The organism is Natronomonas sp., from assembly GCF_036625485.1.
In the GTDB taxonomy this organism is placed as follows: domain Archaea; phylum Halobacteriota; class Halobacteria; order Halobacteriales; family Haloarculaceae; genus Natronomonas.
In genome coordinates, this window is sequence record NZ_JAZKTR010000009.1 from 1 (window position 1) to 16,000 (window position 16,000).

Genomic DNA, 16,000 nt, shown 5'->3' on the forward strand with positions numbered 1-16,000 from the left:
GACGATTTATTTTGAATACCGTGTAGCTTCAGTTGAGGCCCGATACATTCTAGCCGGGTACGCAAAAACATCGTCAGCATCCGCCGAGCGTGGCGTTTGAAAAGCGCCCCCGAGGCGGTTCCCGGCAGCGCGGCGCGAAGCGCCGCGGTGCCGTAGCGCCGACTGACTAACGCTCAGCCGACCGTAGAGAGGGTGAGCGGCTGGAGGGAGGCGCGCATATTTCCCCCACGTTTTGCGGTCATCAGACCGCAGAGCGGTCTGATTGCCCATCAGATTCCTGTGGAATCTGATGACCGCGGAGGCGGGTTCGGCGCCTCGCGCGCCGTCGTTCGAAAGGCGCTTCGCGCCTTTCGTGATGTCGTCAGAATCCGGAGGATTCTGACTGCAAGCGGGAAATCTTCGATTTCCCGCAATGACGAGAGAGCTTCGCTCTCTCGAACCAAACCGCCGGAGCGTGCAAAAAGTGGGCTTTAGTCGTCAGCCAGAACCGGCGTTTCCTCGTTGGCTACCAGTCGGTCCAGGGCGTCGACCATCGCGCGCACGGAGGCGGTAGTGATGTCCGAATCGGAGGCGGCGACGGTGACGGAGCGGTCGCCGCGGGACATTTCGACTTCGACGGTGACGACGGCGTCGGTGCCGCCGGTGATGGCGTCGACGTGGTAGGAGTCCAGTTGCGCGTTCGCCGCGGAGCCGAGCGCCGACCGGACGGCGGCGATGGCGGCGTCGACGGGGCCGGAGCCGGTGCCGGAGGAGACGCGTTCCTCGCCGTCGACTTCGAGGCGGACGGAGGCGGTCGGCGTCCCGCTGCCGGAGGCGGCGGTGAGGTCGACCAACTCGACCCGGCGGTCGCGTTCGCGGCCCTGGACCTCCTCGGCGATGGTCAGGAGGTCGGCGTCGGTGACGCGCTTGCCGCGGTCGCCCAGTTCCTTGACGCGGGAGACGATCTCGCTGAGTTCGTCGTCGGTGACCTCGACGTCGTGTTCTCTGAGGCCTGCCTTGACACCGGCACGGCCGGCGTGCTTTCCGAGGACGAGACGGCGTTCACGGCCCACCTTCTCGGGCGGGTAGGGTTCGTACATGGCGTCGTCCTTGAGGGTGCCGTCGGTGTGGATGCCGGATTCGTGGGTGAAGGCGTTCTCGCCGATGACGGCCTTGTTCGGCGGGAGCGGCACGTCGGTCGCCGAGGAGACGAGTTGCCCGAGTTCGTGGAGCATCTCGGTATCGAGCGTCTTCACGCCGTAGCCGTGGTCCAGCGCCATCGCGACCTCCTCGATGGCGACGTTGCCGGCGCGCTCGCCGATGCCGTTGATGGTGCCGTGGACGAGGTCGGCGCCGGCGGCGAGGCCGGCGAGGGTGTTCGTGACCGCGAGACCCAGGTCGTCGTGGGTGTGCATCGACGTGGGGCCGAGGTCGGAGAGGCGGTCGTAGATCTCGAACATGCGGTCGGGCGTGGCGTGGCCGACGGTGTCGGGCGCACAGACGCGGTCGGCGCCCGAATCGATGGCCGCGCCCATGAGGTCTTCGAGGAAATCGAGGTCGGCGCGGGAGCCGTCCTCACCCAATACCTCGACCCAGAGGCCGTGGTCCTTGGCGTACTCCACGAGGTCGACGGTCGTGTCGACGACGTCCTCGTGGGTGGTGTCGAGTTTCTCCTCGACGTGGCGGTCGCTGGCGGGGACGACGAGATTGACGCCGTCGACGTCGCAATCGAGCGCGAGGTCGATGTCGTTGCGGACCCCGCGGGCGAAGCTCGTCACGCGCGCGTCGAGGTCGAGATCGGTGACGCGGGAGATGGTCTCCCGCTCGCCCGGTCCGGTGCAGGCGCTGCCGGCCTCGATGACCGAGACGTTGGCCGCATCGAGCGCGCGGGCGATCTCCGCCTTCTCCTCGGGCGACAGGGAGATGCCGGGGGCCTGTTCGCCGTCGCGGAGCGTGGTATCCAGAAACTGTACCTCACGGTCTGAGAGAGCCATCGCTGTGGGATGGTCCTCGAATAAGCGAGTCACGGTAGAATCCTCTGTATTAGACGAGCGGTCGAATTTCTCGACCAGCCGCCTTTCGGCGACTTACTCTATCCTCTGCCGGGTTGGAGTTCGGCATGGCTGTATCTCCCACAATGGGATGGGTGTTGATTAAGGTGCGGGTTTCCGCAGGATTGTCAGCGTCGTCGCTCAAGAACCGTGTAAGCCCTCGAAACGGACTGTATCGCCAGTTTCGACGCCAACAGCGGCGCCCGCCGGCATCTCGATGACCGTGTCGGCCCGGGCGCGGCCGTGGCCCGTCCACGCCGAGAGCCGTTTTACCTGCTGGACCTCGTCGTCGACCAGCCACACCGTGTCGATATCGAAGGGAACACAGAACATGTGGAGGCCACGCTTCCGGGGCTTCGAGAAGGGAAAGACCAGCGCGTAGTCGTCGGGAATCGACCGTCTGAACATGAGGCCGATTCCCTGCGAGAGAAGGCCGTCGGCGACTTCGATATCGCTGGCCAGCGTCCGTTCCTCGCCGTCGGCCTCGTGTACGACGCGCACGCCGTCGGCTGGGACGGGGGCGAACAAAAAGCCATCCCGTCTCATACGGATCGTCGTACCGATGTAGCGGTCATCGCCAGTGCGGGTCGGCGGTGACCGATAAAAGGCTACAACAGTTCGTATCAGGCCACAACGAGTCGGAATCCGACGAACACTCCAAGGAGCCCGACGATGCGAATCCCGACTTTCGTGCGGTGGCCGAGTGACGCCGTAAGCCGAGCGTCGGCGGCCGAAACGACCGGCATCGGGAAAACGAACAGGGCCAGTCCGAGGGTGAAGACGACGAGACCGACGAGTCGTTCCATAGTCGGGGACACGCCGTCCCACCGCAAAACGGTGCCGGGCGCACCCAAGCGTTGAAACCCCGCGACGCCTCACGCCCGGTATGGAGAAGACGCCGCAGGGAACCTCGGTCGGCGTCGACGACCCCTACGAGGTGATCGAGCGGTGCGATTACCTCACCGACGACGGCCGGTGTCGCTACGCCGCCGAGCACGGCCACCACGACCCGGAGTTCGCCCGCGAACGCCACGAGGACGGGCTTCGGTGCCCGGCGGCGGACCCAGAGGGGGAATGGGACTGGAGCGACTGCCCGCATTTCCGGGCGCGCCAGCGCTCAAAGGAGTGCATCCGCTGTGGCATCGCGGAACGCCGGATCGCCCACGACGACGAGCGGCCCCTGCTTGAGGAACACCACCTCGAATACCCCGACGACGACCGGCGGGAGCTGGCCCACGAGATTACGGTCTACCTCTGTCGGTGGTGTCACGCGAAGATCCACGACTCGTGGGCACGCATCGACGACGACGCGTCGCCGGACCCCGAGGCCATCGCCGCGGCGGAAGGGCGACGCTCGAAGGAACACGAGGAGTTGTCCTTCGAGACGGCAGCCGAACGGTTCGGCGACGAATCCGGAGCCGAATAAACGGGCCGTCGGTCCTTATATATCGCTCCAACCCGGAATACGAGGTGTGCAGGAGTACCAGCGCAAACAACTCCTCGAACGCGTCGACCGCGAGAGTTCGACGGTCGGCGTCGACATCCCCGAGCGCATCGACGTGCAGGGCGAGGAGGTGGAGCTACAGGAGTTCGTCTTCGAGATCAAGCGCCGCGAGACGGTGCCACCCGGCGAACGGGACCGCGTCGAGCAGGCCAAGAAGAACCTCCGCCGCGAGCGCCTCCAGCGCCGCCAGACGATCGAAGACGGCGAGATCTCCTTCGAGGAAGGCGAGGAGATCGCCGAGGGCATCATCGGCATCGACCGGGCGCTCGAAGCCCTCCAGAACCTCGGCCACGAGGACGTACAGGCCGAGGCCGACCGACAGGAGACGATGGACAAGAAGCGGTGGATGAGCTTCCTGAAGCAGGCGCTGGGTCACGACGACGACGGGCCGCAGGTTCGCGGCCCCTGATACATCATGAGCAAGAACGCCGAAGTCGCCGCCGAACTCGAAGCGATGGCCGACCACCTCGAAGCGAGGGACGTCGACTACAAGCCGAATATCTACCGGCGGGCCGCAGACAGCATCCGCGGCCACTCCCTCGCCGTCGAGACCCTCTACGAGGAGGGCGGGGAGGACGCCCTCAAGGAGATCGAGGACGTGGGCGACGCCATCGCCTCGAAGACGGCGGAGTACCTCGAGACCGGCCACATCGAGGAACTGGAGGACCTCCGCGAGGAGATGCCCGTCGAGATGGACGCCCTGACGGCCGTCGAGGGGGTCGGCCCGAAGACCGTCGCCGCCCTCTACGACGCGCTGGGCGTCGAGACGCTCGACGATCTCGAAGCCGCCGCCGAGGCCGGCGAGATCCAGGAGATCAAGGGTTTCGGCCCGAAAACGGAGGAGAACATTCTGGAGAACATCCCGTTCGCACGGGAGTCTCGGGAGCGAAGCCTGCTGAGCGAGGCACGCCCAGTCGCCGACCGCGTCCAGCAGTTCTTCGCGGACGTCGAGGCCGTCGAGCGGGCCGAAGTCGCCGGGTCGATCCGCCGCTGGCGGCCGACCATCGGCGACGTGGACGCCCTGACCGCCAGCGAGGACTTCGAGGCCGTCATCGACGCCTTCGAGAACTGGGGCGAGGCCGACGAGGTCATCGAGGCCGGCAAGAACAAGGCCACCGTCCGGTCGAACGGCGTCCGCGTGGATCTTCGTGTCGTCGTTCCCGAGGAGTTCGGCGCCGCACTCCAGTACTTCACGGGCAGCAAGGACCACAACATCGCGGTCCGGAACCGCGCCATCGACATGGGCCTGAAGATAAACGAATACGGTGTCTTCGACGTCTCGGAGGTAGCGGATCCCGATTCGGGCCAACGCGTCGGCGAGCGCGTGGCGGGTGAAACCGAGGAGGACGTCTACGCCGCCGTCGAGATGGCGTGGATGCCGCCGGAACTCCGGGAGAACCGCGGCGAGGTCGAAGCTGCCGCCAACGACGAACTGCCGGACCTCCTGACGATCGACGACGTCAACGGCGACCTCCATTTCCACACCAACTACTCCGACGGCGACGAATCCATCGAGCGGATGGTCGAGGCCGCCGCCGAGTTCGGCCACGACTACGTCTCCGTCGGCGACCACGCCACCGGCCCCGGGATGGTCGGCGGCGTCGGCCTCTCCGACGAGGAACTGCTCGACCAGATCGAGGCGATCCGTGCCGTTGCCGAGGACGCCGACATCGAAGTGTTCGCGGGCGTCGAGGCCAACATCGACGAAGAGGGCGGCATCTCGGTCGGCGACGACGTGCTGGCGGAGCTGGATTGCGTCGTCGCCTCGCCACACAGCGGCCTCGATGGCGACGGCACCGAGCGCCTCGTGACGGCCATCGAACACCCCGAGGTCGACATCATCGGCCACCCTACGGGTCGGATGCTCAACCAGCGCCCCGGCCACGACATCGACATCGACCGGGTCGCCGAGGCGGCCGCCGACAACGGGACGGCCCTCGAAATCAATTCGGACCCCCGCCGGCTCGACCTCCGGGCGAGCAACGTCAAGGCCGCGATCGAGGCCGGCGCGACCATCAGCATCAACACCGACGCCCACCGCCCCGGCGCCTTCGAGTATATGCGTTTCGGCGTCCACACCGCCCGCCGCGGCTGGTGTGAACCCGACGACGTGCTCAACTGCCGGGACGCCGACGGCCTCCGCGAGTTCCTCGGACTGTGACGGGGCGGCTTCCAAACGTGCGTGGTTCGAACAAGATAGCACTCCCCTGGTGGAATGGAAGGGCGAGGGGCGGTGGCGACGGAGTGGAGTCGCTGCGGGACCACTATCTGAGCGAAGTCGTTCGAAAGGCGCGAAGCGCCTTTCGTGATGACGAAAGACGGCCAATGGCCGTCTTTCGAACCACGAGGATATGTCCCGCAGCGACCGCCAGCGCCCCGAGGGCTTCCGAGATGGTTGCGTTGCTGGCAGGGACTGTCTCTCCAAGATGACGACAGAAGATACTGACAGAAACGACTCCACGTCCGTTCGACCCGAAACGGACGCCTTCCTACTCGACGTGATGCTCGGCAAGCTAGCGGTCTATCTCCGGTTGGCCGGCTACGATACGGCCTACGCGGGCGACAGGGGAATCGAAGCAGACGACCGCATCCTCGAACTCGCGGAAGCCGAAGACAGAATCCTCCTCACCCGAGACGTGCAGTTGGCCGCACAGGCCGACGAGTCCATCCTGCTGTCGGCCAAGCCCGTCGAAGACCAGTTGGCAGAACTCCGCGAGGCCGGCGTCGCCCTCGAGGCCGACGCGGAGCCGTCACGCTGTGGACGGTGTAACGGCCGCCTCGATGCGGTGCCGGAGGACGCCGATACGCCCGATTACACGCCCGACCCCGCCGAAACCGACTGCTGGCGCTGTCGGGAGTGTGGACAGGTGTTCTGGAAGGGAAGCCACTACGAACGAATGAAGAAAGCGCTCGGTTAGGACTGGGTGTTCGGAGACCACTCGTCGCAGGCCTCCATGTCGTCCATCGCTTCGCCGTGAAGGCCGCAGTAGGGGACCATCCCCTCGTCGGTGCGGACGTAGCGGAAGTGCCCGCAGTTGCCGCAATAGCGGTCGTCCGGCGAGGGCGTGCTGACGGGGCCGTCGTCGAGGAACTCGGCGTCGTCGGTCGTCGCGCCGCCGTCGGTGACGCTCAGGTCGTCGCCGAAGCCGGGTTCGGCAGAGCGGCCCGACGACTGGCTATCGGTGCCGGAACGGCTTCGGGCCCCAGAGGAACTGGCCGCCGACCCGGAGGAATCCGATCCCTGCGAGCCGCCGGCTGAATCGCGGTTAGTCTGTGTCTCCACTTCGCCGTCGGGGTCGGCACCGAGCAGGCCGATGCCGCCGAGGGTGCCCCGAAGGTCGTCGCCCTCGACTTCGACGATCTTCGTCTCGCCCCCCTTCGTGATCTCGAGTTTGACGGTTCCGCCGGGGTCGTTGCGGGCCTTGAAACTCGCGACCGAGGCAAAGAGGCTCCAACTCGTGACGATGGCGCCGGTGAAGTAGACGGCAGCGACGGCCAGCGTCATCGAGGTGTTGCCGGAGCCGCCGACCCAGTCGACGGGATAGGCGGCGTTGAACAGCACGACGCCGACGAGACAGATGAGTCCGCCCGCGGCGGCGCCGACCCTGACGTGGCGTTCGGCCCGCGGCAGGACGATGATCGTACCGAGCAGCAGCGCTGGAAGCCCGAGGCCACCCAGGACCCCCGCGTAGTTCCGTGCCTCGAACAGGTCGAGGCCGAGCAATTGGGACAGTTCGGTGGCTGCGATGACGATGCCTGCAACGAGCAGTACCGCGCCGACCCCAAACAGCGCGACACCGGCATACAGCCGCCGGAGGCTGGCCCCGTTTCCTCCCTCGTAGACCTCCGTGAGGCTAGCCATAGGGTAACGTTTCCTCTCAACACACAAAACACTACGTCAGACGCACGCAAGACGGCGGGCGGTTCGCGGCCGGTACAGTCCGCGCGAGGCCTGTTTTCCCGACCAGTTCGAGTCGGCGTTATTCGCCTTCGGCGTTCGCCGCGAGCCGCCGGAGGCGCTCGATGCGCGCTTCGGTCGGTGGGTGGGTTCGGTACGGGCCGGTAGCGGCCTCACGTTCCGACGGTGGAAGGATATCGAGTGCTGCAGCGGAGGACTCCCATTCCCGAAGGTCCGTCTCCGGCGTTCGCCGCTTCTCGTCGAGGCGTTGGAGGGCGCTCGCCAGCGCCGCCGGCGACCCGGTGAGCGCGGCCGCGCCGGAATCGGCGCCGAGTTCCCGTCCCCGCGAGAAGACGGCGACTCCCGACTGGCCGTACCACTTCAGCCCGCGAAAGAGGGCGTTCCAGAGCCAGTCGCCGACGTCGTAGTCGTCCGGGTTCTGGTCGATCCAGTCGTCGGCCGCCAGCACGGGCGCCAGCACCGCCCCCATGATTCGGCTGTCACGGTTGGCGAGATGACTCACCTCGTGGGCGAGGACGGCTTCGAGTTCCGCCTCGTCGAGGGCGTCGATGAGGCCACGGGAGACGACGACGACGGCCTCGGACCCGGTCCCGATGGTGAACGACTCGGGCCGGTCGGTCTCGGCTATTCGAACCTCCGGCGGTGGAACATCGGCGAGTTGTGCGAGTCGGTGGGTCGTCCGTTCGATCTCGGGATAGGACCCCTCTGCCAGGACGCTCTCGTCGAGCAGCGTCTCGCGAAGCCGGCCGATCTCCAGTCGCACCTCGCCGATGGTGCCGGCGATGGCGAGCAGCGCACCGGCGAGGAAGACGAGGAGCAAGCCATCCAGCGCCGAGAGCGCTACCGAGAGGGCGACGCCGATGGCGACGATTCCCTCGACGATGAGGAGATAGAGGCTTCCCAACGCGACGACCGAGAGGCCCACCGACGCCGGGTCGGTCGGCGGCAGGAGCGTGTCGGCGCTCGTATACCGGGCGAGATGCTCCCACCCGTAGACGATTCCGACGAGGGCGAGCAGGGCCACCGGGGCGACGACCGTGGACGGAATCGGCGTCACCGCCGAAACGCGTGGCATCGTGAGGACGAACTCGTAGATACGGAAGAGCCATCCCCACACGATGAATCCGAAGAAGGCGCCGAAGATGCTGATGATGATGCCCAGAAGCAACGTCAGCGTCCCGAGGATACAGAGCGCGAAGACGGTCCGGAAGAGGAGCGAAAACCGGAGGCGGAGGCCGAGTGCCACGGTCGGCACCCCGTCCGGGTCGATAGTTAAGCTTTCTCCGAGTTCAGGTCGCGACAAACGGGCGATTAGTCGTCGATGCTGCCCGACTCATCGTCCATCTGGCGGATCGCGCGTTCGGCGGCTTCGAGAGCGGCATCGGCGTCGAAGGATTCGATGATGCCGTCGAGTTCCTCGTCGCTGGCGTCGGCCAACTGGCGGGCGTGTTCGGTGATGTTCGGGACCGCGCGAATCAGGTTATCGACGATGGGCACCGTCGCCGACCGCGCGGACCGCGACATCGGGTTGAGGTCGATGACGAGTTCGGTCTTGCCCATCTCGGCCAGTGCCTCCGCACGGTCGCCGTCCTCCAGCGGGACGAGGACGACGTCGGCGCTGCCGATGCCGTCGGCGTCGACCTTCGCCCGCTCGTGGTCGAGGCCGGGAATCCGGCCGTCCGCTTGCAGGCCCTTGACCGCCTCGGCGCCGTGCTCGCGGAGGTGGGCGACGATTCGCTCCATCCGCGCTTCGGTGCGGTTGAAGAGGTTGACTTCGAGGTCCGCGCCCGTCGCCTCGGCGAGTTCGACCATTTCTCCCGGCGCCAGCGCGGCGACGTTGCCGTTGATGGAGAGGACGGGGTGGTCGGCACGAAGGAGGTGGGCGGCAGCGGCGCGTTCCGCCTCGTCGGCGCTCGGCAGCGTCTCCTCGCCGAGCAGATAATCGAAAGCCTCGCCGCGGCCCTGTGCGATGAGTCCCTGTCGGGAGGTGATGCCGAGGTCGACCCCCTCCTCGATGCGGTGTCGCGTGATGAGCGACTCGTAGCGGGGATGTGACTCCGGAATCTCCGCGTCGGTCATGGCTGGAGTTCGGCGACGGCATCGTAAAAGGCTCCCGTTCCCTCGCGTTCGCTCGTCGGAACCCTCGGCGATGTCGGTCGGGGTCGTAGCTGTCGGCAAACGATGGCCGGCGACCGCAGCCATATCCCTCGGGAACGACTCTATCCCGTATGGTCAATCAGTTCATCGACGGCGAGTGGGTCACCGACTACGACCCCACGAACGAGGCTGGCGAGTTCGAACGCCAGCCGACCAGTTTCCGGGACCGCGTCGACCCAGAGGAGGCCGAATCGGGCCGCTATCACCTCTACGTCTCCTATGCCTGCCCGTGGGCCCACCGGGCGCTCGTGACGCGGAAACTGCTCGGCCTCGAAGACGCCATCTCGGTCGACGTCGTCGACCCCTTCCGTGACGACGGGGGCTGGCAGTTCACGCCCGACAAGGGTGGGTGTACGACCGACTCCATCCACGGCGCCGACTACCTCCGGGAGGTCTACGTCGCGGCCGACCCCGACTACACGGGGCGGGTGACGGTGCCCGTGTTGTGGGACGAGCAGGCAGAGACCATCGTCAACAACGAGTCACGCGAGATCATGCGGGACCTGACGACGGTCTTCGCGGAACTGGGCAACGGCGTCGACCTCGCGCCCGCTGGGTTGCGCGAGGACATCGACGAGGCCCTGGACCACATCTACGAACCTATCAACAACGGCGTCTATCGGACGGGCTTTGCGGACACGCAGACGGCCTACGACGAGGCAGTGACCGAACTCTTCGAGGCCCTCGACCACTGGGACGACGTGCTGGCAGACCAGCGGTATCTGGTCGGTGACCGCCTCACCGAGGCCGACATCGCGATGTACACCACCCTGGTCCGCTTCGACGAGGTCTACCACACCCACTTCATGTGCAACCACGAGCTCATCCGCGAGTACGAGCACCTCTGGCCGTACCTCCGCGACCTCTACCAGACCGACGGCTTCGGTGAAACGACGCATATGGACCACATCAAGGAACACTACTACACGACCCACCCGGCCGTCAGCCCCAAACGCATCGTGCCGAGGGGACCGGACCCGGATTTTGAGGAACCGCACGCCCGCGACGAACTGGCCGGCGAACCTCCGGTCTGACCCACCGACTGCGGCCTGTTCTATGCCGGCCGTGCAGGACCGGCCGCTTGCGTTACGCATATATGTGTGCGTGGTATACTCTCGCACGCAATGCCGGACACGAAACGAGGCCGCGAACGGAAAGGTCAGAAGAAGCGGGAACAACGCCGTGAATACGAGATCGAGCGGGCCCTCGAGGCTCGTGACCGCGACCTCGAGTTCGAGGAACTCTACGAGGGAGAGGAAATAGAGATCTGACAGTCCGTTCGCATCTTTTCTACCCCACGTTTCTCCGCCAGACCGAAATCGGCATAGCCGTCGACCCCTGAACACCCGATAATGCAGCGCCGCCAGTACCTTCGGGCGTGTCTCGGCGTCGGAACCACCGCAGCGGTCGCCACCGCCGGCTGTACCGACCTCGTGGAGACCCAGCAGGTCGATTCCACGCCCCCAATCCTCGAAGACCGACCGGAGCGCGTCTACTACCCGACCCACGTCGACGGCATGGAGATGGCCGGAATGGCTCGTTCGGAAAACGACGAGTACGCCGTCGCGGTCACCTACACCTACCCCCACCGGTTCTGGCGCGTCGATTCGACCACCGAATCGGTCGAGGACGCGACCCTCCACGACGTGGACGGCAGCAAGGACGTCCACCTGATGGCGCTGGTCTGGGACCCCGAGACCGAGCGCGTTCTCCCCGAAACGGGCGTCACCATCGACATCGCGAAGGGCGGCGACCCGCTCGACGAGCAGGTCATCTACCCCATGCTCTCGCCGCGGATGGGCTTTCACTACGGCGCGAACTTCCGGCTGGACAGCGACGGCGACTACGAGGTGACCGTCTCGGTCGGCGCCCCGAACATCCGCCGGACCGGCGACTACCGCGACCGCTTCGAAGAACCCAGTAGCGCGAGCGTCGAGTTCCCGTTCAGCACCGAAACCCGCGACAACCTCCCCGTCGAGCGGACCGCCGACCGCGCGGGCGAGGCCGCAGTTCCCCCGGTCATGGATATGGACATGCCGCTGGGCGTCTCGCCGGACCCCGCGACGTTGCCGGGCAATCATCACGGCACCGCCGAGAGCGGCGACGCGCGCTTCGAGGTGCTCACCCTCGATTCGCCGCCGGCGGGCATCGAGGGCGGCGACACCGGCTACCTCGCCGTCCTGGCGCGGACGCGGCACAACGACCTCGTCTTGCCCGCGATGGCGCTGTCTGCCACCGTCGACCGCGACGGCGAGTCGGTCTTCGATGGGCGACTCGGACGGACCTTCGACAGCGACCTCGGCTATCACTTCGGCGCGGCCGTCGACGCCCGCGCCGGTGACGATCTGACGCTCTCGGTCGACACCCACCCGCAGGTCGCCCGCCACGAGGGCTACGAGACCGCCTTCCTCCAGTTGCCCGACGCCGAACTCGGCCTGTAGCCGCCGCCGTTTTGCTCCCCCGGGCCGTACCGACGCCTGTGGCAACCGAGTGTGTCGTCTGTGGAGCCGAAACCTCGGTCAGCGACGCCTGCCCGCATTGCGGCGCCGCCTGCTGTACCGACCATCGACCGCCCGAGGCCCACGACTGCCCCGGGACGGACGCAGGCGAGACGTCGGGCTGGCGACTTGACCTCGACGGCCGCGACGGCGGCGAAGCAGGCGACCGGACCGTCGAACCGCTCTCGTCGCTGTTTCGGCCCGGCATCGGTCTCGCCGTCCTGACGCTGCTTCTCGTCGTCGGGGCCCTCGCCGCTGTCGCGTTGGTCGGCCCCCTCGGCGGCGGCCTCGATACAGGTGCTGTCGAAGATCACATCGAGAACCGCAGCGACGAGGAACGGGTCGCAGCCGGCGTCGGCGACACCAGACACGACGAGGCACTGGCGGCCGTCGCCCGCAACCACAGCCGCGATATGCGGGACCGCGGCTTCGTCGACCACACCAACCCGGACGGCGAGGACCCCGGTGACCGGGTCCGGGCGGCGGGACTGGACTGCCAGCCCGGCGAGAACATCTATCAGACCCCACGTGGCGCCTTGGCCAGTTCCGAGGCCGGCCTCGCCGACCACGTCGTTCGGTCGTGGATGGACTCGTCGGGCCACCGCCGGACGCTCCTCCGAGAGCGGTACACGCGGCAGGGCGTCGGCGTCGCTGTCGGCGACGACGCCATCTACGTGACACAGTTGTTCTGTTGAGAACCGGCCACGGCAGGGTGTGGGCGGCGGGTTACGGTTCCCCGAGGACCTCGTGGCGCCGGTAGAGGTAGACGGCGCCGATGACGACGTTGACCACCGGGACCAGCAGGCCGATGACCCACAGGGGCGCGTTCGGTTGCCAGTCGGTACGGCTACTGACGTATTTACTGTCGAAGTACGCCGACAGCGGCAGGCCGATCCACGCGGTGAGGGTCAGCAGGCCGAGCAGTGCATCCAGCGACGCGGAGACGGTATTCGAAGGCAACAGCAACACCAGCACCCACAGGCCGAGACAGCCGGCGACGCCATACCACCACGAATCCGAGACGGTCGTCTCGGTGGGTGTGCTTCGACTGGGCGGCGTCGCGTTCTCGTTGCGGACGCCACACTCGGGGCAGATCTCGGCTTCCTTCTTGATCGCGGCGCCGCAGGACGTACAGAAGACCTCGTCGACGCCTTTCTGCCGGCCCATCAGTCGTTGACGTACTGTCGCTGGAACTCCTCGTCGGTCTTGGTGAGGTAGAGCAGCCCCTCGATGAACCCGACGATAGCGGGGATGAGCGTCCACGAGAAGCATAGATAGAGGACACCCATTCCCGTCTCGCCGAGGTAGAACTTGTGGACCCCGATGCCGCCGAGGAGGATCGCGAGAATGCCGGCGGTCGTCCGGTCCTTCGAACTGCTCGGAACCGCGGGCTTCTGCCGGACGCCACAGTGGGGACAGATCTCGGCTTCCTTCTTGATTATCTCCCCGCAACTGGAACAGTACTGCTCGTCCGGACCGGGCGAACCGGTCGCCGCCGTGCCCGTCGTCTCCTCGCTGGCTGTCGGTTCGCGGCCCGGCGACTCGTCGGCCGCCGTCTCCTCGGTCGTCGTCTCGTCGGCCGGTTCGTCGACCGGTTCGTCAAACCCACCGTTCTCATCGTCGGGTTCGTCGCCGTTTTCGTCTCGCTCTGACATGGAATTTGCTGGCGCGCCGTGCTTTATATAACTAGCCGTCACATCACCCCCGGCGTACTGCGGTCGGGGGTCACCGGGCGAGTTCGACGGCCAGCAACGCACCCGCGAGGGCGCCGTAGAAGACGCCGATGATCGGAACCCGTAGATCGCCGCCGAGGAAGAACAGGGCGAGTCCGAGGCCGTACCCGTAGCCGAGCAGCGCCCCGGTGGCCGTCCGGACCGGGTTGTAGCCGCGTCGCTCGGTCAACGCCGTCAGGAGCCAGTCGACGAGGGCCGGCGCGGGAAGAAGCGCCACCAACGCGATGTGGCCCAACCACGCTGGACCGACGGCGTACGCCGCAAGGCCGGCCGCGATGCCCGGATAGATGCCGGCACAGCGCGCACAGACATGGAGTCGGCGTCCGAACACCGTCGGCGCGTAACACCGGTACCACTCCGAAGGCTCGTGGTGCGAGAGGAGATACCGCCGCGTTTCGCGGAGGCCGGTTTTGATTTCGGTCCACTCGACCATCGACGGCCCTTGGCGACGACGGGGCCTCAATCTTGCCGTCCGCGTAGCCGCGTTCGGCCTTCCATCCGTAGCGAACGGCCGTGGGACCACCTGCGATAGCCAAGCAGGTATTAGCGAGCAGTCCACAGACGGGGTATGCAGCGACTCTCACGGCGCGCGTTCCTCGGGAGCGGTGCCGCGGCTCTCGGCACGCTCGCCGGCTGTCTCTCCAGTTCCTACGACGAACGGCCGGTCGGCGAGGGCGAGGCCCCGTGGCCCGCCGACCCGACGTGGGAACCGGCCGATAGCTCGCCGCTGGACGCCGAGGTGCGCGAGGTAACGGCCGTCCGGAACCTCTCGATTCCGTGGGACCTGACCTTCGCCGGCGGCGACGCCCTCCTCACCGAGCGGACGGGCGGCCTCCGGCGGTTCGACGCCGAGGCGCTCGCGTCCGACTCGGGACTGACACCCTCCGACGGGGAACTCCTCATCCGCGATGCCGAGTTGCCGGACCGCACCGGCCCCGGCGAGGGCGGCACCCTCGGTGTCGCCGCCCATCCCGACTACCCCGACACGCCCGTCGTGTTCGTCTATTATACGGCCGACGATGACCTGCGAAATCGGGTGGTCCGCTACGATATCTCCGCCGACGAACTCACGCCGGTCGTCGACGACATCCCTGCTGCGGAGTTCCACAACGGCGGCCGAATCACGGTCGGTCCGGACCGACGGCTCTGGGTCTGTACCGGCGACGCCACCGAGCCGGCCCACTCTCAGGACCCGACGAACCTCGGAGGCGCTATCCTCCGCGTCGACCTGGAGGGTGAGCCGCCCGCCGACAATCCGGATTTCGGTGACGGCACCGATTCTCGGCTCTACACGCTGGGCCACCGGAACCCACAGGGTATCGATTTTACGCCGGACGGAGAGCCACTCATCGCCGAACACGGCCCCCAGTCGCGCGACGAGGTGTCGGCGCTGCGGCCCGGTGCCAACTACGGGTGGGACGTCGCCCGCGGCGGGCCGACCGACACCCAGTACGACGCCTACGGCGACTACGAGGAGTTCACGCCGCCGCTGCTCAACACGGGTGAAGTGGGGACGTGGGCGCCCTCCGGCGTCACTTTTTATAGGGGTGAGGCGATTCCGGCGTGGCGCAACCGGCTGTTCGTCGCCGGCCTGCGCTCACAGACGCTGTTCTGCGTGACGCTATCGGCCGACGGGAACCACCCGGAGGGTGGCAATCGCTTCGACGCCGACTGGCTGGACGACCGCTACGCGGTGACGGTCCACAAGTTCTACGACGGCGAATACGGGCGGTTGCGCCACGTCGAAGTCGGACCGGAGGGCGCGCTCTATCTGCTCACGTCGAACCGCGACGGCCGGACGCTCCGGGAGTTCCCGAAGGACGACGACGACCGGGTCATCAGGATCGAACCCGCGTAGCGAGCGAAGCCGCCCGGCTGATATCCTGGTGGCCGAACCGGTCGTGGAACCGTCCGACGGTCTGGGCGGCGAATGCGACGGCGCGTGCGGGAACGAGGGATTCGGGAGACGACACGTCGACCCTCGGTGCGAGAATTTATAATAAACTATCGTGTAGTACCAGTAGGAGTGGTATGTATGACCACACCAAACAAGGCGCGGCCGGGAGACCACCGCCGAGGGATACCGCTATCTAGACCCCGAGCGGCCACCGTCTGGCGGTCTCTGGAGTGTCTCGTGGGAGGAATCGCCGCCATATTTG

Annotated in this window: 18 protein-coding genes; 9 read left to right on the top strand and 9 right to left on the bottom strand. The window is 66.8% G+C overall.

The window, feature by feature from the left end; genetic code table 11:
* Positions 1 to 470: 470 nt before the first annotated feature.
* The 3 genes from V5A53_RS01995 to V5A53_RS02005 form a co-directional block, all read right to left on the bottom strand.
* Entirely contained in the window at positions 471 to 1,973 is a 1,503-nt protein-coding gene (locus V5A53_RS01995; protein ID WP_332311883.1) for a (R)-citramalate synthase, read from the bottom strand.
* Between the two features lie 198 nt (positions 1,974 to 2,171).
* Complete coding sequence (locus V5A53_RS02000) at positions 2,172 to 2,531, bottom strand: DUF192 domain-containing protein (RefSeq protein ID WP_332311884.1); 360 nt, start codon at positions 2,529 to 2,531, stop codon at positions 2,172 to 2,174.
* Positions 2,532 to 2,653: 122 nt separating this feature from the next.
* Positions 2,654 to 2,836 carry a hypothetical protein gene (locus tag V5A53_RS02005; protein ID WP_332311885.1) on the bottom strand — a complete coding sequence of 61 codons (183 nt, stop codon included), beginning with the start codon at positions 2,834 to 2,836 and terminating at the stop codon, positions 2,654 to 2,656.
* An 80-nt stretch (positions 2,837 to 2,916) separates the two neighbouring features.
* Here V5A53_RS02005 and V5A53_RS02010 point away from each other — a divergent pair, with 80 nt between their 5' ends.
* The 4 genes from V5A53_RS02010 to V5A53_RS02025 all read left to right on the top strand — a co-directional run bounded on the left by V5A53_RS02010 (position 2,917) and on the right by V5A53_RS02025 (position 6,452).
* On the top strand, positions 2,917 to 3,456 hold the full coding sequence (locus V5A53_RS02010; RefSeq protein ID WP_332311886.1) for a DUF7097 family protein: 540 nt from the start codon (positions 2,917 to 2,919) through the stop codon (positions 3,454 to 3,456).
* Between the two features lie 46 nt (positions 3,457 to 3,502).
* The gene (locus tag V5A53_RS02015) at positions 3,503 to 3,943 is read left to right on the top strand and encodes a DUF5788 family protein (RefSeq protein ID WP_332311887.1); all 441 of its coding nucleotides are present in this window, start codon (positions 3,503 to 3,505) and stop codon (positions 3,941 to 3,943) included.
* Positions 3,944 to 3,949: 6 nt separating this feature from the next.
* Positions 3,950 to 5,695 (top strand): DNA polymerase/3'-5' exonuclease PolX, encoded by a 1,746-nt coding sequence (gene polX / locus V5A53_RS02020; protein ID WP_332311888.1) that lies wholly within the window; start codon positions 3,950 to 3,952, stop codon positions 5,693 to 5,695.
* A gap of 190 nt (positions 5,696 to 5,885) precedes the next feature.
* Positions 5,886 to 6,452, top strand: a complete 567-nt coding sequence (locus V5A53_RS02025) for a Mut7-C RNAse domain-containing protein (RefSeq protein ID WP_332311889.1) — start codon at positions 5,886 to 5,888, stop codon at positions 6,450 to 6,452.
* Here V5A53_RS02025 and V5A53_RS02030 read toward each other — a convergent pair.
* The 3 genes from V5A53_RS02030 to V5A53_RS02040 all read right to left on the bottom strand — a co-directional run bounded on the left by V5A53_RS02030 (position 6,449) and on the right by V5A53_RS02040 (position 9,532).
* Positions 6,449 to 7,396, bottom strand: coding sequence for a DUF7139 domain-containing protein (locus V5A53_RS02030; protein ID WP_332311890.1), 948 nt, complete (start codon positions 7,394 to 7,396; stop codon positions 6,449 to 6,451). The two genes, V5A53_RS02025 and V5A53_RS02030, sit on opposite strands and share 4 nt — an antisense overlap.
* 118 nt (positions 7,397 to 7,514) lie before the next feature.
* Positions 7,515 to 8,699, bottom strand: coding sequence for a M48 family metallopeptidase (locus tag V5A53_RS02035; RefSeq protein ID WP_332311891.1), 1,185 nt, complete (start codon positions 8,697 to 8,699; stop codon positions 7,515 to 7,517).
* 65 nt (positions 8,700 to 8,764) lie between these two features.
* Complete coding sequence (locus V5A53_RS02040; protein WP_332311892.1) at positions 8,765 to 9,532, bottom strand: 4-phosphopantoate--beta-alanine ligase; 768 nt, start codon at positions 9,530 to 9,532, stop codon at positions 8,765 to 8,767.
* A gap of 149 nt (positions 9,533 to 9,681) precedes the next feature.
* Here V5A53_RS02040 and V5A53_RS02045 point away from each other — a divergent pair, with 149 nt between their 5' ends.
* The 4 genes from V5A53_RS02045 (at position 9,682) to V5A53_RS02060 (ending at position 12,803) form a co-directional block, all read left to right on the top strand.
* On the top strand, positions 9,682 to 10,644 hold the full coding sequence (locus V5A53_RS02045) for a glutathione S-transferase family protein (RefSeq protein ID WP_332311893.1): 963 nt from the start codon (positions 9,682 to 9,684) through the stop codon (positions 10,642 to 10,644).
* 90 nt (positions 10,645 to 10,734) lie between these two features.
* Positions 10,735 to 10,881 carry a hypothetical protein gene (locus V5A53_RS02050; protein WP_332311894.1) on the top strand — a complete coding sequence of 49 codons (147 nt, stop codon included), beginning with the start codon at positions 10,735 to 10,737 and terminating at the stop codon, positions 10,879 to 10,881.
* An 81-nt stretch (positions 10,882 to 10,962) separates the two neighbouring features.
* Complete coding sequence (locus V5A53_RS02055; RefSeq protein ID WP_332311895.1) at positions 10,963 to 12,051, top strand: iron transporter; 1,089 nt, start codon at positions 10,963 to 10,965, stop codon at positions 12,049 to 12,051.
* A 38-nt stretch (positions 12,052 to 12,089) separates the two neighbouring features.
* Positions 12,090 to 12,803 carry a CAP domain-containing protein gene (locus V5A53_RS02060; RefSeq protein WP_332311896.1) on the top strand — a complete coding sequence of 238 codons (714 nt, stop codon included), beginning with the start codon at positions 12,090 to 12,092 and terminating at the stop codon, positions 12,801 to 12,803.
* A 31-nt stretch (positions 12,804 to 12,834) separates the two neighbouring features.
* Here V5A53_RS02060 and V5A53_RS02065 read toward each other — a convergent pair whose 3' ends face one another.
* The 3 genes from V5A53_RS02065 to V5A53_RS02075 all read right to left on the bottom strand — a co-directional run bounded on the left by V5A53_RS02065 (position 12,835) and on the right by V5A53_RS02075 (position 14,274).
* Positions 12,835 to 13,275, bottom strand: coding sequence for a zinc ribbon domain-containing protein (locus V5A53_RS02065; RefSeq protein ID WP_332311897.1), 441 nt, complete (start codon positions 13,273 to 13,275; stop codon positions 12,835 to 12,837).
* The gene (locus V5A53_RS02070) at positions 13,275 to 13,763 is read right to left on the bottom strand and encodes a TM2 domain-containing protein (RefSeq protein ID WP_332311898.1); all 489 of its coding nucleotides are present in this window, start codon (positions 13,761 to 13,763) and stop codon (positions 13,275 to 13,277) included. The genes V5A53_RS02065 and V5A53_RS02070 overlap by 1 nt, the downstream gene beginning before the upstream one ends.
* A 70-nt stretch (positions 13,764 to 13,833) precedes the next feature.
* On the bottom strand, positions 13,834 to 14,274 hold the full coding sequence (locus tag V5A53_RS02075) for a DUF2085 domain-containing protein (protein WP_332311899.1): 441 nt from the start codon (positions 14,272 to 14,274) through the stop codon (positions 13,834 to 13,836).
* 135 nt (positions 14,275 to 14,409) lie between these two features.
* On the opposite strand from V5A53_RS02075, the gene V5A53_RS02080 reads away from it, so the two are divergent.
* Positions 14,410 to 15,699: a PQQ-dependent sugar dehydrogenase gene (locus V5A53_RS02080; RefSeq protein WP_332311900.1), complete on the top strand. Its 1,290-nt coding sequence runs from the start codon at positions 14,410 to 14,412 to the stop codon at positions 15,697 to 15,699.
* Positions 15,700 to 16,000 lie beyond the last annotated feature (301 nt).